The organism is Enteroscipio rubneri, from assembly GCF_963929405.1.
Classification (GTDB): Bacteria; Actinomycetota; Coriobacteriia; order Coriobacteriales; family Eggerthellaceae; genus Enteroscipio; species Enteroscipio rubneri.
Genome location: NZ_CAWVIN010000003.1, coordinates 325,365 through 350,441 on the forward strand (window position 1 = coordinate 325,365; position 25,077 = coordinate 350,441).

Consider the following 25,077-nt stretch of genomic DNA (forward strand, 5'->3'; position numbering starts at 1 on the left):
GATCTGCACAAATGAGCCGCCGGGCCGCATCTCAACAGGCAGCCCGGCGGCTGGAGAACCCCCTTTCAGATCGCGCATGCAACGTGTGCAAGCGCGCGGGCAACGGTACCAAACCCGCCAACGTGCAAAGCCTTCCGAACGCCTACGACCGCATCGAGAGCAGCTGCTGATGCTCGTCGTGGATCTTCGGCACAAGCAAACGGAATGTCGCGAGCAGGACCAGCGTTGCAACCGACACCGGCTCGAACGCCCCCGCCAGCAGCACGGCCGTCGCGCACCACGCCGCGCATGCAAGGCCGAGCCCCAGCGCGATGCGTCGGGCGGGCCTCAGCGCGTATCCATCGTAGAGCCAGGAAAACCCGTAGAGATGGACGGCCACCGATGCAATGCCGACAGCCAGGCAGAACAGAGCCTCGAACCGTAGAAGCGTGGCGATGCTGAGCCCGTTGCGGTACGCCCCTCCTTCAGCGACGAGCTCCCAGCTCGAAAGTTCTTGCCCTTGGAACGTGGCAAGCACGGTGAACCCTGCGCACAGCAGACCCGCGAACGCACCCCAGACGAAGAACCCGTTCAACAGGCGATGGGCGCGCGTGCGGTACTTCGTCATGGGCAAGCCGTCGTCGCCGATGCGACGGCCTTGGGCATCGAAACGCTTCTCCTGGCGCGGCCGACTCGCGAACCCGCGCTGGCAAGGCGCCGGCTTCTGTTTCTGCTTTTTCTTGCTCATGATCCCTCGATCCCGGTAATGTCAGAACGGCCCTTCCCTGCTGCGACCAACGACCGATGAGAGCGCCGGCAGACGCATCGGCGCTCTCCACGAGCCTACCTGGCTCAATCGGCATCCAGCTCGACGACGCTTCGACTCTCGGCCGACTTCAATATCGCCTGGACGACCTTGAGCGTGGCCAGGCCCTCCTCGCCCGAGCAGCGCGGAACCAGCTCCACGCCGTCGATCAGGTCGCCGAAATGCTCGAGCGTCGCCGTGGCAGGATCGGGACGGCCCACCTCGTAATGGGTTTTCAAAAGCGGCTCGGTCCAGCCGTACTGACCGGGGCCGTAACGGTAGAAATCCATGTTCGGAAGCCCGAACGACCCTTTGGTCCCGAATACGCGCAGGCTGTTCTCGCCCGGCCGGCAGTTGATGAAATGCATCTCCTCGGCCGCCAGATCGTAGCCCCAGGGACCAGGCACGCCGTCCGACACGAAGTACGTGCACGTGGGTCCTTCGGCATACTCGAACACGATGGAGGCGGAGTCTTCGACCTCACCGCCGCGAATGCTGTTGCGCGCAGCCGCGTACAGACGCTTTACCCGCATGCCCGTGAGGTAGTGCAGATCGTCAACGTCATGGATCGCGTTGATCAGCAGCGGGCCTGTCGTGCGGTGCCAATCTATGTCGAAGTAGGAATCGGGCTTGGCGTAGATTGCCGAACACTGAATGCCCACGATATCGCCCAGATTGCCCGCTTCTATAAACTGCTTGAGGAAGAGCATCGTGGCCGACGACCGCCTTTGATGGCCGATGAGCAGCGTCGCCCCCGCCTGATCGCACGCATCGATGATCATGCGCGCATCCTCTTCGGTGTCGGCGATGGGCTTTTCGACCAGCAGGTGCTTGATGCCCACCGCTAAAGCTGCCTTCACGGCCGGCAAGTGCAGGCCGTTGGGAAGGGCGATTACAACGCCGTCCAGCACAACTGATTCCAGCAGCTCCTGGTAATCCTCGTAGAGCGGAGCGCCCAGCTCGGCGGCGACAGCCTGCGCCTGCGGCCCCATTCCCGCCACCGCCGCAAGGTCGAACCGCTCGCTTGCTGCCGCATCGCGCGCGGCCTTCGCCCCCTGGTTCAGGCCCAGGACGGCCAGTCTGATTGCTTCCATGTTCGGTACCTCCTCAAGTCGTGTTGCCACAAGGCCGCACGTCCAACGAGGTCCGCATCCGAATAGACAGCCACGTCTTTCTTCTTCGAGGGTACCAGGTGCGCCCGAAACCGTACAATTAAATCTGTTCAGGGAAGATGCCTTCGTTTGAGAGTTTCAATCCGCAGAGCGGAAGCACACCGGGCGCGAAGGAGCCGAGTGCCGAGAAAGACGCCACGATGATCTTGAACGCGCGACTCCCAGACGCGCAGAAGGGCCGGTGCCCCTCCCCCAGGAGGCCCCGGCCCTTCTTATGCAGCTGCCGCTGTTGCTGTAGCGGCGGCGCGCTCGAGATGCAGGCGAACTGCCGGCACGACGCGTCTCGGGCTAACGGGTGCAACCGGGAAAATTCAGCTGCCCATGCCCTCGGCTGCGCCCGCTCGGGCCGGATAGCGCGGGCCGCATTCCGCGCCTGTCCCTACTTCGTATCCTGAAGCACGCCCTCGCTGATCTCCTCGAGCGATTTGCCGCGCGTCTCAACGCCCAGCACGGCCACGATAACGGCCCCGACAATCGCGATGCCGCCCGAAGCCAGGTACACGCCCACGGCCCCGATGCCGCTATTCAGGAAGAACGCGATCCAGATAGGATTCAATATGGCGCCGATACGGCCGAACGCGTTGGCCAACCCGGCGCCGCGCACGCGGATCTGGGTGGGGAACGGCTCAGGCAGGTACACGGAACTGCAGATCAGCGACCAGTAGTACGTGATGACGGTCATAAGGAAGCCGACGATGATGATGAGTACGGTCTGATCGACCGGAATCATGGCCCAAGCGTAGCCGAACACCGCCGTGAGCGTGAAGCCCACCACCAGCTGTATCTTGCGGCCCAGCTTGTCGACGAACACGCTCAACAGCGCGACGCCCACCGGGATGCCCAGCAGCATGATCGTGGTGAGCGCAACCGAGTACGTGACATCGAATCCGCGCGAGACGAAGATGGTCGGCGTCCACGTGACGATGGTGTAGACGCACACGAAGTTGACGAAACAGATAGTGCAGGCGACGATGGTCCGGGGCAGCATCTTCTTAGTGAACAGGAACGTGAAGGGAAGCTGCTTGACCTCGGTAGCGGCCGCGCGCGACGCGTCGGCTTCGATCTTGCAATCCGGCACCGGCTCGATATCGTGGCCGGCGGCACGCATGATGTCCTCGTATTTCGTGACGATGGCATCGGCCTCTTCGTTGCGCCCATGCTGGGCGAGCCAACGGGGCGAATCGTCCATGTACTTGAGCACGAGCACCGCGACAATGAGGCCGACGAGGCCGCACACTCCGAAGATGGCACGCCATCCGACAAGCGGGAGCATGATCAGGCACATGAACGACGCGATAGGCGTTCCGCAGTTGGCGATGAGCCCGACCCACGCCTGGTAGCGCCCTCGGACCTTCGGGGGAGTGTATTCGCTGAGCGACCCGTATCCGGCAGGATAGGCCGCCCCCAAGCCGAATCCCATGAAGAACCGGCAGACGATGAGGACGGTCATGTTCGGGGCAAAGGTCGCCACCAGGCAGAACACCGAGAACAGCGATGCGAAGAACACGAGTCCCTTCCTGCGCCCGAACTTGTCCGATACGATGCCGGCCAACAATCCACCGATCAGATAACCGAACGCCGTCATCGATACGAAGATGGAGTTCAGGTTGTTGTCCGACCATCCCGAAGCCAGCAGCTGGGCGATGATGGGACCGGCGATGTTCATGTCGAGGCTGTCGCAGAATGCGACGCCGCCGATAAGCCACAGCACTTTGCGATGCGCCTTGCCGGCCGGCAGCCTGTCCAAGCGGGCCGCTATACCGTGGTACGAGCGCTGCACGATGTCGGCATTGACTGCTTCGAGCCGGTCGATGCGCGCGTTGATATTTGCAGCTGAAGCCATGTTCCCTCCTTGAGATAGGGTTGATGTGCAGAAAGACATCTGTTCCGTGGCTGAATGCGGATGCGGATCCCGCCAGATGCGGCTCTCGCCTCTCTCCTGCCCATCGGATTGGGCTCCCCCCGCCTCCTTCCTCTCGGCTTATTCGATAGTAAAGAACATGCGCACCCCGGTGAACGCACATGGTTTTGCATCGGCAATCCGCATGCCCTCCGGTTGAAAAAGCCAATGGGAGACGGGGTTTGTCGCGATTCGGAACAGCGCATGAGCGCGGCGATGCCTCATCCAGCATGGAGAAGCAGCCTCGAAGGATTCGAGTAGAATCGTGCAACCGCAGGACGCGCTTGCGCAAGCTTCAGCGCGGCGAGATCATCATATCCCCGCCGCCGCTGCGGGGACTCGCGTTCTTAAACTCGTAGCCTTTCATGAAGGAGACAAACTCTTCAACCGCGAAAGGCAGGCGCTCGCGCTTGCGGTAGCTCAGATAGAACGTGTGGAAGTCCGTCGGAGCCTCTTTGACGGGGATCGGCACGATGTCGGGGAACGCATCGAGCAGCCACGAGTGGCATGCGATGGCCATCACGTCGGGATCGGCCGTCACCAGGGAGCAGAGCGTGATCTCGTCGGAATACTCGCACGAAACGTTCAATCCGCTCCCTTTGCTCAGCAAGGCGTTCACCTCGACGGCGAACGGACCTGCAGTATTGCGATAGGTGATGAGCTTGATGCCACGAAGCTCGTTGAGCGAAATCTCCGCCCTTCCAGCAAGAGGATGGGAGCGGTTGACCACGAGAGCGACCCGCTGCGTGAAGCAGGGTATGGAGGCCACATCCGAATCGCCTTTGCCGAGCACGCCAGCGAAGATAACGTCGACCGAACCGTTCTTCAGCTCGTGCATGAGGCTTTCGGTCGTGCCCTGCTTCCATTTGAACTGCACCTTGCTATGCGAGTGCTCGCGGTAGTCCCTGATGGCTTCTGACCACGCCTGACTCTGGATAGAGTAGACCGTACCCACGGTCATAACGCCGAATTCGAGCGAAGCTCGCTCCCGAATAAGCGAGACGGCGTGGTCGAGCGCGTTCGTGGCCACGACCACCGCCTCATAAAGATCTTCCCCGTCGATCGTGAGCTCGAGGGTGTTGCGCTTCTTCTTGATGAGCGCGACCCCCAGCTCCTTCTCTAAGTTCGAAACCGCAAGCGACAGCGTGGGCTGTGCGATGAACAGTTCCTTCGCTGCACGCGAATAGTTCCGCACCTCGACGAGCTTCCTGAAGTAGTACAGATGCGCGAGATTCATCGTAGCCTCACTCTCAGTGAGAAAGCCCCCCCCCCCCCGACATATCTCTTGACACGTATCGTGCGTTCGTGCGAGGGGTTGGCAATCGCAGAGAGCGCGATTGCTCCGAGATCGCTCCGATCAAGACGGGAGACCCTTCCATTGCCGACGGCCTTCCGCACCCGGCCAAGCCGTCGGCCTCATTGTAGCGTCCACAAGCCGAGCCTTGTCAATACTCAGCGGCGACGTTCTGGGCAAACGCACGGGCCAGACCCGCCCACTCGTCGATGCAGGCGAGGTCCGATGCGGAGCGAGGCGGCAAGCCGTTCGACGCGGTTCGAAGGCGATGCTATGTTCGGAACGCGCGGCGTCGGCCGGGTAAGGGAGGGGGAGCCGGCCGACGGCGCGCAGGAGGATGCCGAGGCGGATCGAACCCGCCCCGGCCGGGATGAGCTTTACGCTTGAGCCAGCTCCTGGCCCAGAAGATAGCCGTAGGTGATGCAACGCCCGTGGCTGTTGCCGGCCACGTTGATGGGATAGTCGACGGCGGTGATGTCGCCCATCGTGTTGCCGAGCGCATACAGGCCCTCGATGGGGGCGCCTTCGGCGTCGAGGCACTGGAAATCGACGTTGGTGCGCAGGCCCCCCGTGACGGTGAGCAGCGCCGGACCGACCTTCAGCGCGTAGAACGGACCCTGCTTGACCGGCGTCAGGAACACGGGCTTCTTGTAGTAGTCGGTGTCCTCGCCCGCTTCGCACATGCCGTTGTAGCGCTCGACCGTCGCCATGAGTGTGGCGGCGTCGCAGCCGATCTGCTTCGCCAGCTCTTCCAGCGTGTCGGCCTGGTAGGCGATGCCTTGCTCGACGTAAGCCGGGATCTGCGTCTCGAAGTAGTCGGCCGCCAGCTGCGGATCGCTGCCGTACGGGCGGAAGGAGTCCCAGAACATACCGCCGCCGTAGGGCAGGCCGTTCACGAGGTCGGTAGGCCAATTCGCATCGAAGACGGACCAGGCCTCGCCGTTCGGCTGGCGGTTGATGGCCAGCGACTTGCCCTGCACCCACGTGTCCTCGCACATGAAGCGCTCGCCGTTGTCGTTCACGAACAAAAACGGCCCGTGGAACCAGCAGAACGCCTGCGGGTGCATCATCGTGGGCAGCGGCAGATCCTGCAACTGCGCGCCGGCCCACATGCCCATCTTGTGGCCGTCGCCCGTATTCACGCCCACCGGCGTGTACTGGCTGCGCGGCTGACCGTACTCGGCGCAGATGGGAGCATACGCCTTGCACATCTCGATATCGCCGCCGATATCGCCCGTGCACAGCACCACGCCCTTGCTGGCGTTGTACTGCACGTAACCGTCCGACGTCTCGCAGATGCAGCCAATCACTTTATTCCCGTCCTTGACCAGCTGGATGGCGGGGCTGTCGAACACGAACTGGGCGCCGGCCTCGACTGCGTCGAGGTAGCACAGCTCGGCGCCAGCGAAACCGGTGGAGGTGAGCCCGGCGTCCTCGGGAAACATGAGCATATGGTAGCCGGGCTGCTCGGCGTAGACGTCGTCATGACTGTAGAACGCGCCGACCATGGCGGAGCCGCCGCGCGCTTCGGCCTTGTCGAGCAGCCAGTTCGACGCCTCTTCGGAATTGTTGAAGAACTTGACGATGAGATCCTCATTCGCGCGGCTGGCGCACTGCGCGATCCAGTGCTGCTTGGCGTTCACCTTGTCCACCTTGATGCCCAACTCGTCCATGTAGCGCGAATTGATGGCGCCGAACCCACCGCCGCGGCCGTTCCAGCTGGGGGACTTCTCCACGACGGTCACGGAGCCGCCCTTCTCGGCAGCCGAGCAGGCACAGGCGCAGCCCGCGATGCCCGCGCCGATGATGAGGATGTCGGCGTCCACCGTGCTCGCGATATCCGTGATGGGCTCGGGCGCGACCTCCCATGCGTACTGCGCCTGACCCGTTGCCGCGGATTCACTCGAGTCGGACGAGCCGGCCGCCGGCGAGCAGCCGGCCAGGCCCGCAGCGCCCGCTGCGACGGCAGCCGTGGCGCCAAGGCCTAAAAAGGCGCGGCGCGACAGGCCGCTCTTGGTGATTTCTGACATATGATGCCCCTTTCGTATTCGCACGGACTCCCTCGGCCCGCGCCTTGGATGGAGCGCCGCGTGCGGCATATCAGACGTGCTGCAGGCCGGGCGACCGCGCCGCCCGAAGCCGATCCTGCCGAAATGCGGTGGCTCCTTGTGCCGATACTGCACCATCCTCAGCGGTTCCGTCATCGAACGATGCGGCCCATTTCCGCAGGAAACCACGGTATGGGCCGCATCGGCCCATACCGTTTCGCCGGTTGCGGCCTTGCGCGGCACCGGGTGTTTTGCTAGTTTGAAGCGGGGATTTCGGAGGGGATGGGACGATATGCGCGCACCGCGACAACAAGACGAAGGCGCCCGGTTCTCGGGCTGGCGCCTGCTGGGATTGGGATTCTGGCAAGCTTGGCAGATGATAAGCATGTGCACAGGAACCCTCGTGCCCGATTCCGGCCGATTCCCTTCCGCCGGCAACGCGCTTCTGTGGGTGCTCACGCTCATCGCGTTGGGGTTCCTCGTCGTCATGCTCACGGCAAAAAAGCACGCTCCGTTCCTCGCACGCCGAGCGTTCTTCCTGTTGGCAGGGGGACTGACCGCCGCCGGCACCGTGATCGTACCGGTAGCGCTCACGTATGGCCAAGGCCCAGCAAGCTTCGCCCTCTTCTTAGCGGGCGCAGCGGCGGTCTCGTTCGGCAATGCGCTCCTGCTCATCATGTGGGGCGAGCTGTGGAGCGCGCTGGCCACCGGCCGCGTGGGACGTCATCTGTACGTGTCGTATACGTTCGCGTTCGTGCTGTTCTTCGCCGCGAACGCCCTGCCCTTCTGGGCGGCCGTCGCGTTCAACGCGCTCATGCCCATAATTTCAGCCGCCATCCTGACAGCCTGCAAGCAGGAACCGCGCCGCGAACCGTCCGTGCTGCCGCTTGACGTGAGGACCGTGCCCGTGCTGCGCATCCTCGTCTGCATCCTCGTGATCAGCATCGCGTACGGCACGTCGCAAGGTATGGTGAATACGTTCGCAGACGGGGATGCTTCGTTCATCGCGAAAGCCCTGCTGCTGGCGGGCGGAGGCATCGCGGCCATCACGCTGTCGATGGTGGTGGCGCCCTCGTCCGCCGAGCCTATCGCACTGTATCGCCCGGTCATTCCCGCTATGGTGGCCGGACTCATTCTGCTGCTCCTGCTGCCGCCGACCTTCCGGTTCCTGGGCGCGGGACTCATCATCATGGGCGTGTACTGCCTGGACATGTTCATGATGCTCGTATCCACCGACGTGGCGTTCCGCGCGCGCATCCCCGTTGCGCTCTCCTTCGGCCTGTGCATCTTCTGCGCGCGCACCGGCACGCTGATCGGTTCGTTCGCCGCGAATGCGGCGCTGCAGCCGGCTCTCTGGTCAGACGCACTGCGCACGGACGTGTTCTTGGCCGGCGTCCTTGTCCTCGTGCTCGTGGGTATGCTGTTCTTCACGCAGACCGACGTCCACAAGCTGTACGGCACGCCGCGCGAAGGAACCGCCGATGCCAGCCTCGAGCAGAAATGCGCGGACATCACGGACATGTGTCGCCTGACGAACCGCGAGGCCGAGGTGCTGGTACTGCTGGCCCGCGGACGCACCGTGCGCTACATCTGCGACGAATTATCCATAGCCCAAGGTACCGCAAAGCACCATGTGAGCAATATCTATCGCAAAATGGGCGTCTTCGACCGCCAAGGCCTGCTCGACACCATCGAGCAGGGCGGCGTGGGGAAGCCGGGCTGGGAATAGCGACCCCTACACCACCTGATGCCCCCTGAAAGCCCTCGCAGCCAGGGGCACGCACACAATCAGAGCGAGAGCATAGACGCCCACGAGCAAGCCCACGAGGTCCACCGCGAACGGGCCCGCCTGGTACGACACGAGCGAGTTGAACAGCACCTGATCGTTCAAGGCGTTGAGGGGAAACAGGTACAGCGCGTGCAGCAGCACGGCGTTGCCGCCGGAGGGAACCATGCCTGTGAGGAAGATGAGCGCCGCACAGGTGACGAAGATGGCCAGCTGGGAACGCAGCTTCGACGACAGCAACAGCGTGAGCGCCGCAAAGCCGAGGGTGATGAGGTAGGCGATCCCCACCGCGATCCACGTCGCTTCGGCCATCGTGAGGTCGTAGGGGATGCCGAGCGACAGCACCTGCACCGGCAGGTCCCCGCCCTCGGCGCCGAAGAACGCGAGCGCCGCGCCCATGATGATCAGCGCCGCCAGCGCGAAGTAGACCGTGGCGAACACGAATGCCGCGACGATCTTCGCCGCGACGAGCTTCGATCGCCCGTAACGCGCGGCCAGCAGCACGGCGTCAGTGCGATCCTGGTACTCGCCCGCGAACACGGGCGTGAGCGCCACGCAGACGGCCACCATCGCGAAGGCGAAGAACCCGAGGCAGGCCAGCACGTCACCCCATCCGCCCGCGTACCCGTACGCGAGCGGCTCGCCCACTGCCGCCTGCTTCTCCGTCCAGTACGCGCGCTCCGCGTCGGAGTACGCCCAGGTGCCGCCCATGCCGTCGTCGAGCGTGCGCTGCAGCTTGTCGGCGATCGCTCCGTAGAACCCGTCGGCAGCGCCATCGTCGAGCTGGGCCGCCACCTGGTACGGCTCGAGCGCGCCCGCCTTCCACGGCGAGAATAGGTAGGCATAGTAGGTGTCGTAGATCGCACGGAACTCGTCCTCGTCGTACGCCTGCTTCATGAGCGCGTACGCCGCCTCGCCGCTGAGCCCGCTCACGTCGGCGGGGTCCACCTTCGAAAACGCGAGTTCCTTGTACGCAGCCACCTCGTCCTGCACGCGCTCGACGCTCAGCACGCCTTCGTGCGAGGCGGCCTTCTCCTTCTGGTACGCGATGGCGGCGGTGCCGTTCAGCACTTCGCCCGTGTCGGACGCCGTCTTCGTCTGCACGATGTTGAGCGTCATGATCCCGCACAGCATCACGAGGATGCCCGCGCAGGCGATGAGCGACGCGCGGCGCACGAACAGCTTCTTGAGCTCGAATCTCACCAGATCAAACATGGTATATTCCTTCTCCCACCAGTTGAATAAAAGTCAGCGAGAAGCGTCGAGATGCCCGAGATCGCTTCGTTTCGCGGCCGAGCGTGCTTCGCACGTGCTGAACAAGCCAGAGGCTTGTTCAGTGCCACACAATGCGCCCGAGCGGGCGCGCTCTGCGCAGCTTCGCTGCGGCAGAGCAAAAAGAGGCGAGGTCGGGCGCATCGACGCTTCGCAGCGTCGGCATGTTCCGCTGTCCGTCAGGACAGCGGAACCGCCTCGTCACGGAACACGTACAGGTACACATCCTCCAGCGCAGGCTCGAGCGGCCGCGCGCCGGCCACGGGCGGCTCGTCGGCCACGACGCGCGCCACCGCATGGCCGTCCGCGGCGTAGTGGACGTTGCTCACGCAGTTCGTGGTCGCCAGGTCGTCGGCGCGCCGCGCGTCCACATGGCACTCCCACACCTTGCCCGTCACCGTCGCGACGATGTCCGTCGGCGCACCCTGCATGATGAAGGAGCCGGCGCGCATGACGAGGATCTCGTCGGCGACGTACTCGATGTCCGACACGATGTGCGTGGACAAGATGACGATCTTGTCTTGCGCGAAGCTGGCGATGAGGTTGCGGAACCGCACGCGCTCCTTCGGATCGAGGCCGGCCGTCGGCTCGTCGAGCACGAGCACCGCGGGGTCGTTCAGCACGGCCTGCGCGATGCCTAGGCGCTGCTTCATGCCGCCCGAGAACGTGCGGATCTTCGCCCGCGCCACGTCGGCGAGCCCCACCGTCTCCAGCAGTCCGAGCGAGCGGCGGCGCGCCGCGCGGCGGTCGAGCCCCTTGAGCGCGGCCAGGTAGCACATGAAGTCGAGCGCCGTGAAGTCGGGGTAGTAGCCGAAATCCTGCGGGAGGTAGCCGAGGCAGGCGCGGTACTCGTCGCCGAGCATGCGCACGTCGCGGCCGTCGAAGCGGATCTCGCCGGAGGTGGGGCGCAGCACGTCGCACACCATGCGCATGAGGGTGGTCTTGCCCGCGCCGTTCGCGCCCAGCAGGCCGTACACGCCGGGCTCGAGCCGGGCCGACACGCGGTCGACCGCGATCTTCGATCCGAACTGCTTGGTCAGGCGGTCTATCGTCAGGTCCATGCCATGCTCCTTGTCATCGTAGGGTCATCAGGTCCGCGGGGGACTGCGAGGGTTTGCGGGAGTCGCGGTGCGCATAAGGGTTGCGGTGCGCGCGGGCCGCGACCCCCGCGGGGCTCACCGCGGCGTCGGCGCGGGCGCGAACACGTCAAGGCCGGCCGCAATGCTGCCGAGCCACGTGCGCACCTCGCGCACGGCCCAACCGAGCGAGCCGGCTGCCACGAGCGCCCACGCCCACGTCGACGCCTGGGCGTACGCACCGGGCGCGAGGGCGTGCAGCGCATACGCCCCCGCCATCACGAGCAGCGTCCACAGGCAGGCCAGCGGCAGCGACTGCGACGGCGGGAAGCGTCGCGCAGCGAGCAGGGCGCCCCCGCACGCGAGGAAGTAGGGCACGCACGCGTGCACGAGCGACGCGAAGGGATCGGCTCCCAGCGCGATCGGCGCCGCGAGCGCGATGGCCGTGACCGCCACCACGTCCGAGCATCCCAGCACGATGAGCCGCGCCAAGGCGACCGCGCGGCAATCGAAGCGGCAGGCGTACTCGAGCTCGGATACGCGGTGCGTGGCGCTGGCCAGCAGGTCGGGCAGGCCCACGAGCACCGTCGCTGCCGCCAGCATGCCCGAGACGACCGAGAAGCCGCGCGCCATGCCGCTCGACGGCAAGCAGACCGCCGCCATGATCGCCACGAGCGCAAGCTGCGCTGCCCACACGCGCGGATGGATGAAGCGCGCCTGAACGGCCACGAACCCGGCGAACGTCATCCCGCCGCCCCGCTCGCCCGCCGGCCGCTCCGACGCCACCGCCGCGCGCACGGCCGCGAGAGTCGCCGCCTTCGCCTCCGCGTCCGGCGCGCCGCGCTCGGCGCGATAGTGCGCCCGCAGCGCTCGCTCCACGTTCCGCTTGCTTTTGCCGCTCATGCCTCGCTCCTTCCTTCCAAGCCGCGCCGCACCTTCGCGAGCGCCCGATTGAGCCGCCGGTTCACCGCGAAGCGAGACACCCCCAGCACGCTCGCGATCTCGCCCACCTTGAACCCTTGGTCGAAGCGCAGCTCCACCACCTCGCGCAGCTCAGGTGAGAGCGCCTCCACGAGCGCGCCCACCTCGCCGCCCACGACCGCGGAGGCCGGATCGGCATCGGGCGAACCGTCGGGCACGTCCACGTCGAGCGGCCCAACGGGCAGCCGCCGCACCCGCGCGGCGTCGATGCAGAGGTTGCGCGCGATGGTGAAGAGGTACGCGAGCGGCTTGCCCTCGACCGGCGAGCGCCCGCTGCGCACGAAGCGCAAAAACGTCTCCTGCGCCACGTCCGGCGCGTCGTCCAAGGACGGCGCGTGCCGCCGGCAGTACGCCAGCACGTCGTCGTAGTGCTCCTCGACCAAGCGATCGAACGCCTCTCCGTCCCGCAACCGATTCTTCAAGCCCCGCTTCACCTCCTCTGCCCTGTATAACGAATCCTACCCGCGATCCGTGCGGGTGCCGGTGAAAAAACCCGGATCGCCTGCTCCCCAACGAGCCAACATCCGGCGGCGGAACCAGACTCCCCCTTGACCCTCACGCGGCGTGAGGCCGTAGCATGGGGCACGCACCCGACAGAAAGGACACCTCATGAACGTGCAACCCGTTCGCTCCGACGCAGCCTACCGCGCCATGATGGCCGCGCCCGCCGGCAAGCGCGGCGACCTGTACCGCTACGAGCTCATGGCCCCCTTCAAGGAGAAATGGGACTGCTACCGCGTGCCGCTCAAGGCGGCGGAACCCGGCGGCTACGACGTGGTCATGGCCAGCGAGATGCTCGGCATTCTGCCGCCCGCGCAGGTGGACGAAAGCCGCGCCGAAGCCGTGCGCCTCCTCGGCAACGACGTCTTCTGGGACGCGTGCCGGCGCTCCGTCGAGCGCTCGCTCTCGCGCTTCGCCGCACGCGGCATCGAGCTTCCGCGGCAGGACTACCGCTTCACCGTGCTGCTGGCGAACCCCGGCCATCCCGTCGTGCGAGCGAGCGAGGGCTACTGCGGCGACGGCGGCATCCCCGGCTCCATCCTCGCTTGGCTCGACCCGGACGAGTCGACGATGCGCCGCCTGCCCGCCGCGCTCGCGCACGAGGCGAACCACAACGTGCGCTTCCAGTTCGTGAAGTGGCGAGACGACATCACGCTCGGGGAGATGCTGGTGAGCGAGGGCCTGGCCGAGAACTTCGCCGTGGAGCTCTTCGGCGAGGAGCTGGCGGGGCCGTGGGTCACGCGCACCACGCCGGAGGCGCTCGCGCAGGTGAAGCCGCTCGTGCGCGCAGGCCTGGAAACACAGGGCCTCGCCGAGCTGTCCGCCTACCTCTACGGCGACGAGACGGCCGCGCTCATGGGCTACCCCGTGCGCGGCATCCCCTACTGCGCTGGCTACGCCTGCGGATACCACCTGGTAAGGCGCTTCCTCGACGAGACGGGAGCCGACATCGCGGAGGCCACCCTCCTGCCCGCCGCCGACATCCTCGACGCCGCCCGCGGCTTCTGGGAATAAAGGCGTTCGGCTGCAAAGTCCTCGAGTTTTGCACCCTTGCGTAGCCGAAACGGCCCCGAAAATGCAATGTACGCGAGTTATGCACCCATCCTGCGCTCCCTATCGAGGGTTGCGCAAATCGCGACCTGGGCTTTTACGAACAGCGTCGCTTGCCTCAGTGCAAGAATCCCCCATCAACGCCAGCGCAAGGGTGCATAACTCAACGACATTGCATTCTCAGGCCTATTCCCCTCCTGCGGGCTCCACCCTCAGGCCGCGCGTGAGGAACGGAGGGAAGTCGTCGTAGGCCTCCGGCGGAACCGACCGCGGATCGGCCGCAGCATAGTTCGGCGCAGGCGCGGCAGCGACGCCTGCGAATCGCACGGGCACGCCCAGCGAAGTGTAGAAGCTCTGCCCCTTCTGGATATGAAAGTGCAGGTGCGGATGCGAGCTGCAGCCCGAGCTTCCGCAGAATCCGACACGCTGCCCGCGTTGCACGTGCCGGCCCGCCTCCACCAGCACGCCGCCCGGCTTCAGATGGCACAGGCACGAGAACTCGTCGTTCCCGTGGTCGATGAGAACGTAGTTGCCGCGAATGTCACCGCCGCCGAAGTGCACCGTCTCATCAAGCATGATCTGTGCATTCGGACACGACGTCCCCACTTCCGCCACGATGCCGTCGGCGGGCGCAAGCACCGGCAAGCCGTAGCAGTAGTACGAGGCAGGATCGGCCGGATCGGCGTCGGGCGGGCAGTTGCGCCCCTCGTCGTCGAGCACCACGAAGTCGTAGGCGTAGCGCTGGGTGAGCACGTCCCATGAATGCGACGTCTCCTTGTCCACGCCGCCGTTGACCACCGTCCAAGCACCCTCGAACGGCAGGGCGTACTCCTCCTGCGAGGCCCCCTTGCGCTTGTCGGGCTCCTTGCCGTTGTAGCGCACGGCCATCGCCATGAGCCCTCCGACCTGCTTCGCCGACTGTAAAAAGAGCGCGGCTTTCTTGCCCACGACGACCCCTTCCCGTCAGCGCTGCAGCGGACGGTAGACGGCACAGTTGTTCGGCGTCTCGTACATCTCCACCTGGGACACGGGAAGCCCCTGCTCCACCAAGCAGTCGCAGAAGTAGCGCGCCAGGTTCTCCGCCGTGGTGCGGAAGGGCAGCAGCGTCAGACTGAATCCCTCGGATTCGAGGGCCGCCAGCGTGGCGTCAGCGAGCGAGCCTTCCTCAACAAGGAAGGTGTGATCCAACTCCTCGGCCAATTCGCGTACCGCGCGCTTGAACACGCCGAAATCGAGCACCATGCCCTTCATCGTGCCCTCGGTTTGCAGGTCGTCGACCGCCAGATGCACCACCACGCGCCAACGATGGCCGTGCAGATTCTCGCACTTGCCGTAATAGTCGGTGAGAAAATGGGCCGAGTCGAAGCTGGCCTCGGTTTTCAGTCCGTACATGGTGGCTCCTTCGCCGCGCCGTGTCGTTCGCCGTCATGATAGCACACGGGGTCAAACCTCATAGAACGAATGTTTCACGTGAAGCCTTCGGACTTTCGGCGGTGCCGAAGAACCTGTCCCCGGCACCGCCTGTCTTCGTTACCCGCGCCTCGCGCGCACGACGACCACCTGGTGCGGCCGCAGCTTGACGGCGAGCAGGTCCATGCCGTCGGCAGACGTTACGAGCCCCTCTTTCGCGAGGTCCGCAAGCCTCCTTCGCGCAAGGCCCAGTTTGGCCAGCAACACCTCGGCGAGCCGGATGCCCGCGAGCCCCTCGGCTTCTATCTGCACGCAGCAGTCTTCACCGTCATCAGGCACATCGCCTTCGACGACGAAGTTGATCCGACCCCGCCGCGCGCCATTGCTTTTGAGCAGGCCTGTATCGAGTGCGCACGCGAGGGCCAGGTCCGCGTCGTTGGCCATGAACCGCTCGAGCCTTTCCCGGCCGATGCCGCCCGGACGACCGCAGCTGATCACGGCGCAATTCCATACGCTTCCGCACGTGGCACACCGGTAGATGAGCCACACATCCAGGCGCTTCTTCTGGGAGTTCACGCGGAACCGGCCCGTCGATTCGAACCTTGCCTCAGCACCGCAGGTGCCGCAGGGACGCAGAGCGGCTGGCGCGGAGATCGCCTCCACGCGCCACCGTATCGTTTTCATGATGGTTGCTGCCTTCCTTCGCATTCCGAATACGTTCGAATAGGAAGGCGAGCGCAGGCGGCACCACGCCGTTGTTCAGCTTTTTCATTGGGAAAGCCTCTCTTGTTGTGTGATCGTTCAACCGTATGAGCCCGTCACGAAACAACCGCACATCATGTGCAGGCGGAAGAGAACGGACTCGTCGCAAAACGGCCGCGCACTGCGCAGCAACGAATTCGACGGGATGGTTCGCGTGATTTACCGGTTGGGAGGAACGGTCATACGAGGGGCCTTTCGATAGGAGTACGGGCTTTGTCGCCCAACGTGCGAGACATCGAGCGGATGAGGACGCATCTTACCACACTCGCTCGTTTCTCCCGCTCGTTTATGTCCAGGAGCTCGCGTCGAGCCGGGCGACGGCGCATAATGCGCCGACATCTCGACCGCGGCATGCGCACCATTGCGGCGTGCTCTCTACTGCAGCATGCGCTCTATTGCCGTATGTGCTCTATACCGCCGCGAGCGCCTGATCGACGTCGGCGATGAGGTCCTCGGTGGCCTCGATGCCGCACGACAGGCGGACGAGATCGGGCGTGATGCCCGCAGCCGCCAGCTCGTCGTCGTTCATCTGGCGATGCGTCGCGTTGGCCGGATGCAGCACGCAGGTGCGCGCGTCGGCCACGTGCGTGGCGATCTGCGCCAGCTTGAGGTTCGCCATGAACGTCTCGGCCGCGGCGCGCCCGCCGGCCACGCCGAAGCTCACCACGCCGCTCGCGCCGTTCGGCAGGTACTTCTGCGCCAGGTCGTAGTAGGCGTCGCCCTCGAGTCCGGGGTAGCGCGCCCACGCGATCTTCGGATGCGCGGCCAAATGCTGCGCCAGCGCCAAGCCGTTCTTGCTGTGCTGTGCCATGCGCAGGTGCAGGCTCTCCAGTCCCAGGTTGATGAGGTAGGCGTTCTGCGGCGACTGGATAGCGCCGAAGTCGCGCATGAGCTGGGCCGTCGCCTTCGTGATGAACGCGCCTCCCAGCCCGAAGCGCTCGGTGTAGGTCACGCCGTGGTAGCTCTCGTCGGGCTCGCACAGGCCGGGGAACTTGTCGGCGTGCGCCATCCAATCGAACGTCCCGGAGTCCACGATGGCCCCGCCCACGCTAGCGCCGTGGCCGTCCATATACTTCGTCGTGGAGTGCGTCACGATGTCGGCTCCCCATTCGATGGGGCGGCAGTTCACCGGCGTGGGGAACGTGTTGTCCACGATGAGCGGCACGCCGTGCGCGTGCGCCGCGGCGGCGAAGCGCTCGATATCAAGCACCGACAGCGCCGGGTTCGCGATGGTCTCGCCGAACACGGCCTTCGTGTTCGGCTGGAACGCGGCCTCCAGCTCTTCGTCGGCGCAGTCGGGCGCGACGAACGTGCATTCTAGCCCCATGCGCTTCATGGTGTTCGCCAGCAGGTTGTACGTGCCGCCGTAGATGGCCGAGCTGGCCACGACGTGGTCGCCCGCCCCGGCGATGTTGAACACGGCGAAGAAGTTGGCTGCCTGGCCCGACGACGTGAGCATGGCCGCCGTGCCGCCCTCGAGCTCGGCGATCTTGGCCGCCACGAAGTCGTTCGTGGGATTGGCGAGACGCGTGTAGAAGTAGCCGGATTCCTCCAAGTCGAACAGGCGGCCCATGTGCTCGCTTGTGTCGAACTTCCAGGTGGTGGACTGGTAGATAGGAATCTGGCGCGGTTCGCCGTCGCCGGGGCGGTAGCCGCCCAGCACGCAGGTGGTGCCGATGGATTCGCTCATGGGTGCTCCTCGCTCGCTGGGGTACGGCGCTATGACCGCATTATTATAACGGCAGCGCCTTCTCACCGGGTAGCAGGGTCTTTCCGATACCTTGCTATATATTGAAGTGATTGCTAGGTGATCGTATTTTAACCTATCCTCTCAACACACCCCGTAGAGCGAGAAGCGGCTGCCGGCACGGCGAAACACCGGCAGTGGCGCCTCTACCAGCCCTTGCCCTCGGGCACGATGCTGTCGGGCACGAGCCCGGCCTCCACCTCGCCGATCACGCGGTCGAGCACGTCGAGCGCGCGGTCCAGCTGCTCGTGCTCGATGACGAGCGGCGGCTGGAAGCGCAGCACCGATTCCGCCATGCAGATGATGACCACGCCCTCCTCGAACGCGCGGTACACCACCTTGAGCGCGTCGAGCGCGCACTTCTCGCCCGTCTCCGGGCGCACGATGTCGATGCCCAGGTTGAGCCCGATGCCGTGCACGCCGCCCACGATAGCGTGGCGGGCGGCCATGTCCTCGAAGCGCTCCTTTGCGTAGGCGCCCAGCTCGGCGCCGCGCTCGAGCAGCCCCTCGCGCTCGATGACGTCGATGGTGGCGAGCGCCGCTGCACAGCACACGGGGTTGCCGCTGGTGGTGAAGATGTGCGCCGGGAAGCTCAGGCTGTCCATGATGTCGGCTTTGCCCACGATGGCCGACAGCGGCAGGCCGCTGGCCAGCGACTTCCCCACCGACATGAGGTCGGGCTCCACGCCGAACTGCTCGATGCCCCACCACTTCCCCGTGCGGCCCATGCCCTGGTTGATCTCGTCCACGGCAAACAGGATGCCGTGCTCGCGGCAGAATGCGACGAGGGCGTCCACATAGGCCTGCGGCGGCACGATGATGCCAGCGTCGCCCGCGATGGGCTCCATCACGATGCAGGCTATCTCGTCGGCCGGCAGGTACGTCTCGCACATCTCACGCAGCGGACGCATGAAGTGCTCCGCCTGCTCCGGCTCGCTCAAGTGCCCCACGCCCGCGCTCTGCACGTCCGGGTACGGGATGTGGTAGATGCCCGGCAGCATGGGCCCCATCTTGCGGCGCATCCCCAGGCTGAGGGCCGAGAGCGTCATCGAGCCGTAGGTGGAGCCGTGGTAGGCGCCCAGGAACGACACCACGTAGGGCCGTCCCGTATAGGCGCGCGCGAACTTGATGATGGCGTCGTTGGCGTCGGAGCCCGACGTGCCGAACACTACCTTCTTCGGCGTGTCGCCCGGCGCGATGGCGGCCAGCTTCTCCACCAGCTCCACCTCGGGCGCGTGGTAGAAGTAGGCCGGCGAGCATTGGATGACCTTCTGCGCCTGCCCGCAGACAGCTTCCACGACCGCCGGATGCGAGTGCCCCACGTTGGCCGACGTGGCCGCAGCCAACAGGTCGATGTACTCGTTGCCCTCCACGTCGTAGAGCAGCGCGCCGCGCGCGTGGTCGACCACTAGATCGTAGTAGGGGATGCGCGCCGTGGGGCCCATACGGGCGCGGTCGCGTTCCACGTAGTCCTGCGCGCGTGCGCTATCGATTTCCCGATAAGTCAAGTCGATTCTCCTTGATGCCTGTGTTGCCTGTTTCCTGTGATGCCTGTTCCGATAGCGCCGTCTGCGTCGCCGCTCGATGCAGCCGCTCGCAGCAGCGGTGCGATCCGAGTTCGCGCCTACCGCTCGGTCCCCCGAGCTTCATGGATGCGCCACCTGATCAGCTGCACGACGACCACCACGATGAACAGTGCGCCGAAGTAGCCCACGAACGGGTAGATCAGATTCACCAGCATGCCGAACGGCAGCTGACCGCCCATGAAGATGATGGCGCACAGAAGTGCAATGAGAAACTGGTACTTGCGCTTGTCCTGCTTTTCGTCCACGAACTGATTGGCGACCGTCCACACCATGGGCACGGCCGTGTTGTAGATCTCGGCTAAAAGCACGATGGCGAACAGGAGCCCGACGATGGGAGATACCTGTTGCGCCAGGTAGAGCACCGGCACTTCATAGGCCGACACTTCCCCGTACATGGACAGGAGCGCCAGATTCAGCAGGAGCGCGCACACGCCCAGAGCCGCGCCTCCCAGCGCGCCGCCCACTATGGCTTCTTTGCGCGAGTCGGCCTCAGTGCCCATTTCCGACATGAATGGAACGCCCGCCAAGATGTTGTACGCCACGTACATGAATGCGCCGAGCGCGAACCAAGAGGCGCCCGAGCCCACACCGTACACGACCGAATCGCCCGCCGCGGCAACAGCCGCATCGGCCTCGGCAAGCCCTCCCGCATGGGTGGCGAGCGCGTAGGCAGCCAGCGCGATGAGGAACACGATGGTCACCGGGCCGATGGAGCCTAGAATGTCCACGATGCGCCGCAGGCCGAACAGCGCGCTGACCAAGACGAGCAGCGCCATCAGACCGCTGCCCACAATCTGCGGCACGCCGAAGTACTGGTTGAGCGTGGCGCCTGCGCCCGACACCATGATGATGCCTACGAGAAAGCAGAACAGGATGGTGAACCACTCCATAAACGTGCCGAGGTACCTGCCGCAGAACGTGCGGAAGGCCGAGAAGTCGTCGGCCCCTTTGTGCTTGAAGCCGTAGTCCAGCAGCACGCCGCTCATCACGGCGAACAGCACGATGGCGATGACGCATCCGACGATGCCCAACGTGCCATACGCAGCGAAGAACTGCATGGCCTCCTGTCCCGAGGCGAATCCCGACCCGATCAGCGTGGCGATGACCGCGCCCGCGAACTTAATGACGGCGACCGGCCGCACCGCCCGCGCCTTCTGCTCTGACGCCATAGCCTTCCCTTCTCTTGAGCCGCCTCCGATGCCCGAACGCGGCGTCTGGCGGCAACCAGGCGGTCGGGCATCGGACGCGAGCGCATGCAGCCCCCTGAGCAGCACGCGCGCATTTTGACAACGTGCACAAATTGTACCGCTCATCACCGCTACCGGCGAGAAAAAGAGCGCGGAGAGGCGATCCGCCGCGTCGCGTACCGTTGGTCTGCAGAGTCGCCGGCGCTATACGAGGACGCCGTCGAGCGAGAACTCCACGCACTCGGGAAGCCGGTCCCGGTAGGAGACCGTCTGAATGCGCCAAGGATGCACACGGTTGTCTTTTTGGCGAATGACGTCGAATCCGCGCCGTTGGAAAAACGAGAGCGTCCGATCCGACTCGCGCACAAGATCGTTGCCGAACAGCTCGCCCATGATGCCCCGGCAGCCATACCAATCCGCAATCAAGTACAGGACCTCGATCGCAAAAGTGCCGCACCCTATGCCCTCGGCGACAACCGAAAGTTCGATGATGCGCAGATGGTCGTCGTCGTGATCGTCCTCGTTGAGCGTCACGTCGGCCACGACGGTGGCGACGGCGTCCGCGCTGGAATCATCCTTGGTGCGAATGCTCAGGTAAAGCTGGGCACGATCGTATCCGAGCGGAGCGTACTCCGGACGGCGGCGCAGCGTGCCCGCCAAAAAGCAGTACAGCGTGCGCTCGCCGACGTCTTTCGTCGCAATGAGCTTCTCGATTCCGGCCACGAAGCCTCCTTCTTCCAGCGCCGCTTCTTTCCGGCGTCCCATCCGGCGGGCGCCATGCACGGCGTTTCAGAAGAGTATCCTACCCGTTTTTTCTATCGGAATCCTCCGGCAATTCGCATGGAACGACCGATTTGCTATGATGAAGACGCCGACATCGCAGCTTCGCTTCGCAGCAGCCGCGCAGAAAGGATGCACATGCCCATCAGGATCCCCGACTCGCTGCCCGCAACCGACGTCCTCGAGAGCGAGAATATATTCGTCATGACCGAATTCCGGGCCATGCACCAGGACATTCGCCCGCTCAAACTCGTCTTGCTCAATCTCATGCCCACCAAAATCGTCACCGAAACGCAGATAATGCGCAAACTGTCGAATACGCCGCTGCAAATCGAGATCGACCTCATGCAGACAGCCAGCTATACGTCGAAGAACGTATCCGCTCAGCACCTCGACACTTTCTACACCACCTTCGACGACATCAAAGACGAACGCTTCGACGGCATGATCATCACCGGCGCCCCCGTCGAGCTGCTCGATTTCGAATCTGTCGATTATTGGGACGAGCTGACGCAGATCATGGCATGGTCGACCACGAACGTGCATTCGACGCTGCACATCTGCTGGGGCGCGCAGGCCGGCATCTACCACCACTATGGAATTCCAAAGTACGAACTGCCCGCGAAGCTGTCGGGCGTGTTCGAGCACGAGGTGGTGAAGCCCTCGTCGCCGCTCGTGCGCGGGTTCAACGACTTCTTTCTCGCACCGCACTCGCGCTTCACCGAGGTGCATGCGGCCGACATCGAGGCTCACCCCGACCTGGAGCTTATCGCCGTGTCCGACGAAGCTGGCGTCTATATCGCCAAAAGCACCGACAGCCGCAACTTCTTCGTGTTCGGCCATCCTGAATACGATGCCGATACGCTCAAGCGCGAGTATGATCGCGATGCGGCAAAAGGCCTCGGCACCCCGGTGCCACAGCACTACTTCCCCGACGACGACCCCTCCCAAGAGCCGCACGCAACGTGGCGCGCCCACGCGCAGCTTCTCTACACGAACTGGCTGAACTACTACGTCTACCAGACCACGCCCTACGATCTGGCGCGCGTGGGTTCGGAGGACGACAACGGCCCGGACGATCGCAATGCCGATGCGCGCGCCTGATGCGGGCGATCCGGCAAGCCGCGAGCATGCCGATCGCAAGGCGACGAACGGCGGAGGACCGGAGCCGCGCTACCGGTTGCGCCCTGTGACCACGCCGGCGCCTTCGAAAACCGGGCCGACGGACGGCCACGACGAAGCAGAACCAGCCTTTTCGTCGACTCAGAGTGCGGCAGGTATCGGTTTCGAGCGCGCACCGGGGAAGCGCGATCCTTTCCTGCGTCCCGCAGACGAAGACGACGACGGCTACGACCCGTTTTCCGATCGCCCACCCGCTCCCGAGCCCGCCTTCCAAGAAGATCCCTGGCGCTAACCGTAGCCCGCTCCTGCCCGCAAGGTCGGAGCATGACGCGAAACGCGCGAGGGCGCCGCTACAAGAAGGCCCCGCGGGTTTCCGATCGGAAGCCTGCGGGGCCTTGCATACTCGAACGGCCGGATCCCGCCCAAACAGCCAGGATGACCGAGCGGCGACTAGCTTTGCGCCTTGTACTTCTTCACGAGCTGGCGGCCGGAAATATAGTCCATAACCTCGGTCGTACCGCCGGCCATCTCGTAACCGCGCAGATCCTGCCAGATGCGAGCGGCGCGGAGCTCCTTGGTATAGCCGATCGCTCCGTAGATAGCCAGCGCGTGGTCGGCGACCTCGGTCAAATTCTGGCAAGCATAGCTCTTGAGCAGAGCGGACTCGAGGCGCGTGGATTCGCCGCGATCGAGCATATCCACCACCTGATACAGGCGCAGGCGGACGTTCTGCAGGATGTTCTCCATGGCCACCAGGTGATCCTGGATGGCGCCCAAATGCCCGATGGGCTTCTGGAAGCAGATACGCTCGGAACAATAGGCGCCCGCGTCGTTCATGACGGCCTGCGCCTGGCCGAGCGCCTGCGCGACCACGAGGCAGCGCTCATACTCGAGCTTCTTCATGAGAAGCTTCCAGCCCATGCCCTGCTCGCCGATGCGCATGTCTTCGGTGAGCACAACGTTGTCGAAGAAACAGTCGACGAAGGGAATGGTCTGCTGGCCCACCTTGTCGAGATGGCCGATGGTGTAGCCTTCGATATCGTTCGGCACCAGCCACAGGGAGTACTGGTCGTTCTCGTAGGCCGGGCTCTCGTCCTTGGCAATGACGACCGTGTATAGAGACAGTCCGGACAGCGTCGCCCAGGTTTTCTGGCCGTTCAACAGGTAGGTTCCATCGGGCTGCTTGACGGTGATGCAGGTCATAGCGTTGTTGTCGGAACCGGCGGCAGGCTCTGAGATGGCCGTGGAGGCCACGCAGGTGCTCTCGCGATTCTCGATGGCGTCCATAATGAGTTCCTGCTGGGCCTTGCTGCCGAAATCGATGACGTCCGTGATGGAGTTCGTGTCGGTAGTGAACGGCAGTGCGGTGCCGGTGAACTCGTGCAGCTTCTCGGTCAAGATGATCTGGGTGAGCTTGCTGCACGGCACGCCGCCCACCTCCTCGGGAAGGCCAAGGTGCATGAAGCCGGCCTCGCGATAGGCCATGGCCGCTTCGAGGCTGATATGGTGATCGACCTCGTAGGCCTGCTTCACCGCTTCCTCAGTGAAGTAGCGCTCGGCATACTCGCGTGCGCTTTCGATAAAAAGCTCCTGGTCATCGGTTAGTTGAAAGTCCATGTGATCCCCCATCCTGGTCGGGTAGCCGCAACGGATCGTTTCCGAATCGCCCAACTCTCGCGTGTCGACGAGGCGATTCGAATCGGAGCGTATCGTCGAGATTCAGTATAGGACGCATCAACGTCGCTGTGTTATTCAAGTTTTTCATTCTTTAGGGGCTCATTCATTTGTCAAATCGATTCTTGTATGAACGGAATCGATTGAATAGAGCGATCCTAGCCGACTGCGAGAGCAAGAAATGCTTCAGCCGACAGCTCATCGAAACCGCGGACGGCAATATCGCAGAGCGCTGACAGCTCGTCATAGCTCCCGGCGAGATCGCAGTCGTATATGCCCGCCGTTCGGTACCCCGCCGAGCGAAGCGTGCGGATCGCATAGATCGAGTCCTCGAATCCCCAGGTTGTTTTGAGCGGCGTTCCCATGAGGTTGCGCGCACGATCGTATACGGCAGGCTCGCGCTTGGACGCCCCCACATCGTCGACCGAGACGATCGCCCGCAGATAGGGCGCGAACCCGCAGCGCTCGAGGCCGGCGCGCAGGTAGGATTGCGGACTGGACGACGCGACGCTGAGAACCGCGCCGCGCGCATGCAGCTCGCGTACGAAGGCGAGTGCCCCGGGACGCTCGCACGACCGCTCGCGGTAGTATGCCAGCATGAGTTCATCGATCAAACCCACCACCTGCTCGGGCGAAGTCCCCAAGCCGAACCGGCCGTGGAAGAACGCGCCCGCCTCGGGGATGGTGAGCGTGGCAAGCTCCGCGCTGTCGGCTGCAGTCAGCGCGACGCCCGCTCGACCGGCCAGCTCATCCTCCACTTCGCGCCAAACGTTCATGGAGTCGAGCAGCGTTCCGTCGCAATCGAACACAATGCCAATGGATGAAGCGCGCATACCGCGTCCTCTCATGCACCGGGCGACCCGAAGAGTCTCGCGACCGGAGGCCGCCCGCCTCCCGTTTCGTTCATCAAGCTTACCAAAGATGATGGATGGTGAACAGCAGACG

The 25,077-nt window shown here is 64.5% G+C and carries 21 protein-coding genes; 3 read left to right on the forward strand and 18 right to left on the reverse strand.

Annotation, left to right across the window (positions count from 1 at the left end; all coding sequences use genetic code 11):
- Positions 1-142: 142 nt before the first annotated feature.
- The 5 genes from ABGT83_RS08650 to ABGT83_RS08670 form a co-directional block, all read right to left on the reverse strand.
- On the reverse strand, positions 143-727 hold the full coding sequence (locus tag ABGT83_RS08650) for a hypothetical protein (RefSeq protein ID WP_346687040.1): 585 nt from the start codon (positions 725-727) through the stop codon (positions 143-145).
- A 104-nt stretch (positions 728-831) separates the two neighbouring features.
- Positions 832-1,878, reverse strand: coding sequence for a Gfo/Idh/MocA family protein (locus tag ABGT83_RS08655; RefSeq protein ID WP_103264750.1), 1,047 nt, complete (start codon positions 1,876-1,878; stop codon positions 832-834).
- Between the two features lie 457 nt (positions 1,879-2,335).
- Positions 2,336-3,799: an MFS transporter gene (locus ABGT83_RS08660; protein WP_157938929.1), complete on the reverse strand. Its 1,464-nt coding sequence runs from the start codon at positions 3,797-3,799 to the stop codon at positions 2,336-2,338.
- 352 nt (positions 3,800-4,151) lie between these two features.
- Positions 4,152-5,093: a LysR family transcriptional regulator gene (locus ABGT83_RS08665; protein ID WP_346687043.1), complete on the reverse strand. Its 942-nt coding sequence runs from the start codon at positions 5,091-5,093 to the stop codon at positions 4,152-4,154.
- 434 nt (positions 5,094-5,527) lie between these two features.
- Positions 5,528-7,180, reverse strand: coding sequence for an FAD-dependent oxidoreductase (locus tag ABGT83_RS08670; protein ID WP_346687045.1), 1,653 nt, complete (start codon positions 7,178-7,180; stop codon positions 5,528-5,530).
- A gap of 310 nt (positions 7,181-7,490) precedes the next feature.
- Between ABGT83_RS08670 and ABGT83_RS08675 the strand changes: the two genes are divergently transcribed.
- Positions 7,491-8,927 carry a response regulator transcription factor gene (locus ABGT83_RS08675; RefSeq protein ID WP_103264746.1) on the forward strand — a complete coding sequence of 479 codons (1,437 nt, stop codon included), beginning with the start codon at positions 7,491-7,493 and terminating at the stop codon, positions 8,925-8,927.
- A gap of 6 nt (positions 8,928-8,933) precedes the next feature.
- On the opposite strand, the gene ABGT83_RS08680 is transcribed toward ABGT83_RS08675, so the two are convergent.
- The 4 genes from ABGT83_RS08680 to ABGT83_RS08695 all read right to left on the reverse strand — a co-directional run bounded on the left by ABGT83_RS08680 (position 8,934) and on the right by ABGT83_RS08695 (position 12,735).
- The gene (locus ABGT83_RS08680; RefSeq protein ID WP_346687047.1) at positions 8,934-10,199 is read right to left on the reverse strand and encodes an ABC transporter permease; all 1,266 of its coding nucleotides are present in this window, start codon (positions 10,197-10,199) and stop codon (positions 8,934-8,936) included.
- 236 nt (positions 10,200-10,435) lie between these two features.
- Entirely contained in the window at positions 10,436-11,317 is an 882-nt protein-coding gene (locus ABGT83_RS08685) for an ABC transporter ATP-binding protein (RefSeq protein ID WP_346687049.1), read from the reverse strand.
- 114 nt (positions 11,318-11,431) lie between these two features.
- Positions 11,432-12,235 (reverse strand): hypothetical protein, encoded by an 804-nt coding sequence (locus ABGT83_RS08690; protein ID WP_346687051.1) that lies wholly within the window; start codon positions 12,233-12,235, stop codon positions 11,432-11,434.
- Entirely contained in the window at positions 12,232-12,735 is a 504-nt protein-coding gene (locus ABGT83_RS08695; protein ID WP_346687053.1) for an RNA polymerase sigma factor, read from the reverse strand. Before ABGT83_RS08695 ends, ABGT83_RS08690 begins: the two co-directional genes overlap by 4 nt.
- A 187-nt stretch (positions 12,736-12,922) precedes the next feature.
- Between ABGT83_RS08695 and ABGT83_RS08700 the strand changes: the two genes are divergently transcribed.
- A complete protein-coding gene (locus ABGT83_RS08700) occupies positions 12,923-13,828 on the forward strand; it encodes a DUF2268 domain-containing protein (RefSeq protein ID WP_346687055.1) in 906 nt (301 codons plus the stop codon).
- Between the two features lie 222 nt (positions 13,829-14,050).
- Here ABGT83_RS08700 and ABGT83_RS08705 read toward each other — a convergent pair whose 3' ends face one another.
- The 7 genes from ABGT83_RS08705 to ABGT83_RS08735 form a co-directional block, all read right to left on the reverse strand.
- Complete coding sequence (locus tag ABGT83_RS08705; protein WP_346687057.1) at positions 14,051-14,812, reverse strand: M23 family metallopeptidase; 762 nt, start codon at positions 14,810-14,812, stop codon at positions 14,051-14,053.
- A 15-nt stretch (positions 14,813-14,827) separates the two neighbouring features.
- Positions 14,828-15,256: a 6-pyruvoyl trahydropterin synthase family protein gene (locus tag ABGT83_RS08710; RefSeq protein ID WP_346687059.1), complete on the reverse strand. Its 429-nt coding sequence runs from the start codon at positions 15,254-15,256 to the stop codon at positions 14,828-14,830.
- A 138-nt stretch (positions 15,257-15,394) separates the two neighbouring features.
- Positions 15,395-15,958, reverse strand: a complete 564-nt coding sequence (locus ABGT83_RS08715; RefSeq protein ID WP_346687061.1) for a DUF1062 domain-containing protein — start codon at positions 15,956-15,958, stop codon at positions 15,395-15,397.
- A 487-nt stretch (positions 15,959-16,445) separates the two neighbouring features.
- Positions 16,446-17,726, reverse strand: a complete 1,281-nt coding sequence (locus ABGT83_RS08720) for an O-acetylhomoserine aminocarboxypropyltransferase/cysteine synthase family protein (protein ID WP_346687063.1) — start codon at positions 17,724-17,726, stop codon at positions 16,446-16,448.
- 203 nt (positions 17,727-17,929) lie between these two features.
- Positions 17,930-19,291 carry an aspartate aminotransferase family protein gene (locus ABGT83_RS08725; RefSeq protein WP_103264736.1) on the reverse strand — a complete coding sequence of 454 codons (1,362 nt, stop codon included), beginning with the start codon at positions 19,289-19,291 and terminating at the stop codon, positions 17,930-17,932.
- Positions 19,292-19,407: 116 nt separating this feature from the next.
- Positions 19,408-20,538, reverse strand: coding sequence for a YkvI family membrane protein (locus tag ABGT83_RS08730; RefSeq protein WP_103264735.1), 1,131 nt, complete (start codon positions 20,536-20,538; stop codon positions 19,408-19,410).
- A 222-nt stretch (positions 20,539-20,760) separates the two neighbouring features.
- Positions 20,761-21,279 carry a hypothetical protein gene (locus ABGT83_RS08735; protein ID WP_346687066.1) on the reverse strand — a complete coding sequence of 173 codons (519 nt, stop codon included), beginning with the start codon at positions 21,277-21,279 and terminating at the stop codon, positions 20,761-20,763.
- A 195-nt stretch (positions 21,280-21,474) separates the two neighbouring features.
- Between ABGT83_RS08735 and metA the strand changes: the two genes are divergently transcribed.
- The gene (gene metA, locus ABGT83_RS08740; protein ID WP_103264733.1) at positions 21,475-22,440 is read left to right on the forward strand and encodes a homoserine O-acetyltransferase MetA; all 966 of its coding nucleotides are present in this window, start codon (positions 21,475-21,477) and stop codon (positions 22,438-22,440) included.
- Positions 22,441-22,908: 468 nt separating this feature from the next.
- Here the strand turns inward: metA and ABGT83_RS08745 are convergent, their stop codons facing one another.
- Both ABGT83_RS08745 and ABGT83_RS08750 read right to left on the reverse strand, forming a co-directional pair.
- Entirely contained in the window at positions 22,909-24,075 is a 1,167-nt protein-coding gene (locus tag ABGT83_RS08745) for an acyl-CoA dehydrogenase family protein (protein WP_103264732.1), read from the reverse strand.
- Between the two features lie 215 nt (positions 24,076-24,290).
- A complete protein-coding gene (locus ABGT83_RS08750) occupies positions 24,291-24,965 on the reverse strand; it encodes an HAD family hydrolase (RefSeq protein ID WP_103264731.1) in 675 nt (224 codons plus the stop codon).
- Positions 24,966-25,077: the final 112 nt, after the last annotated feature.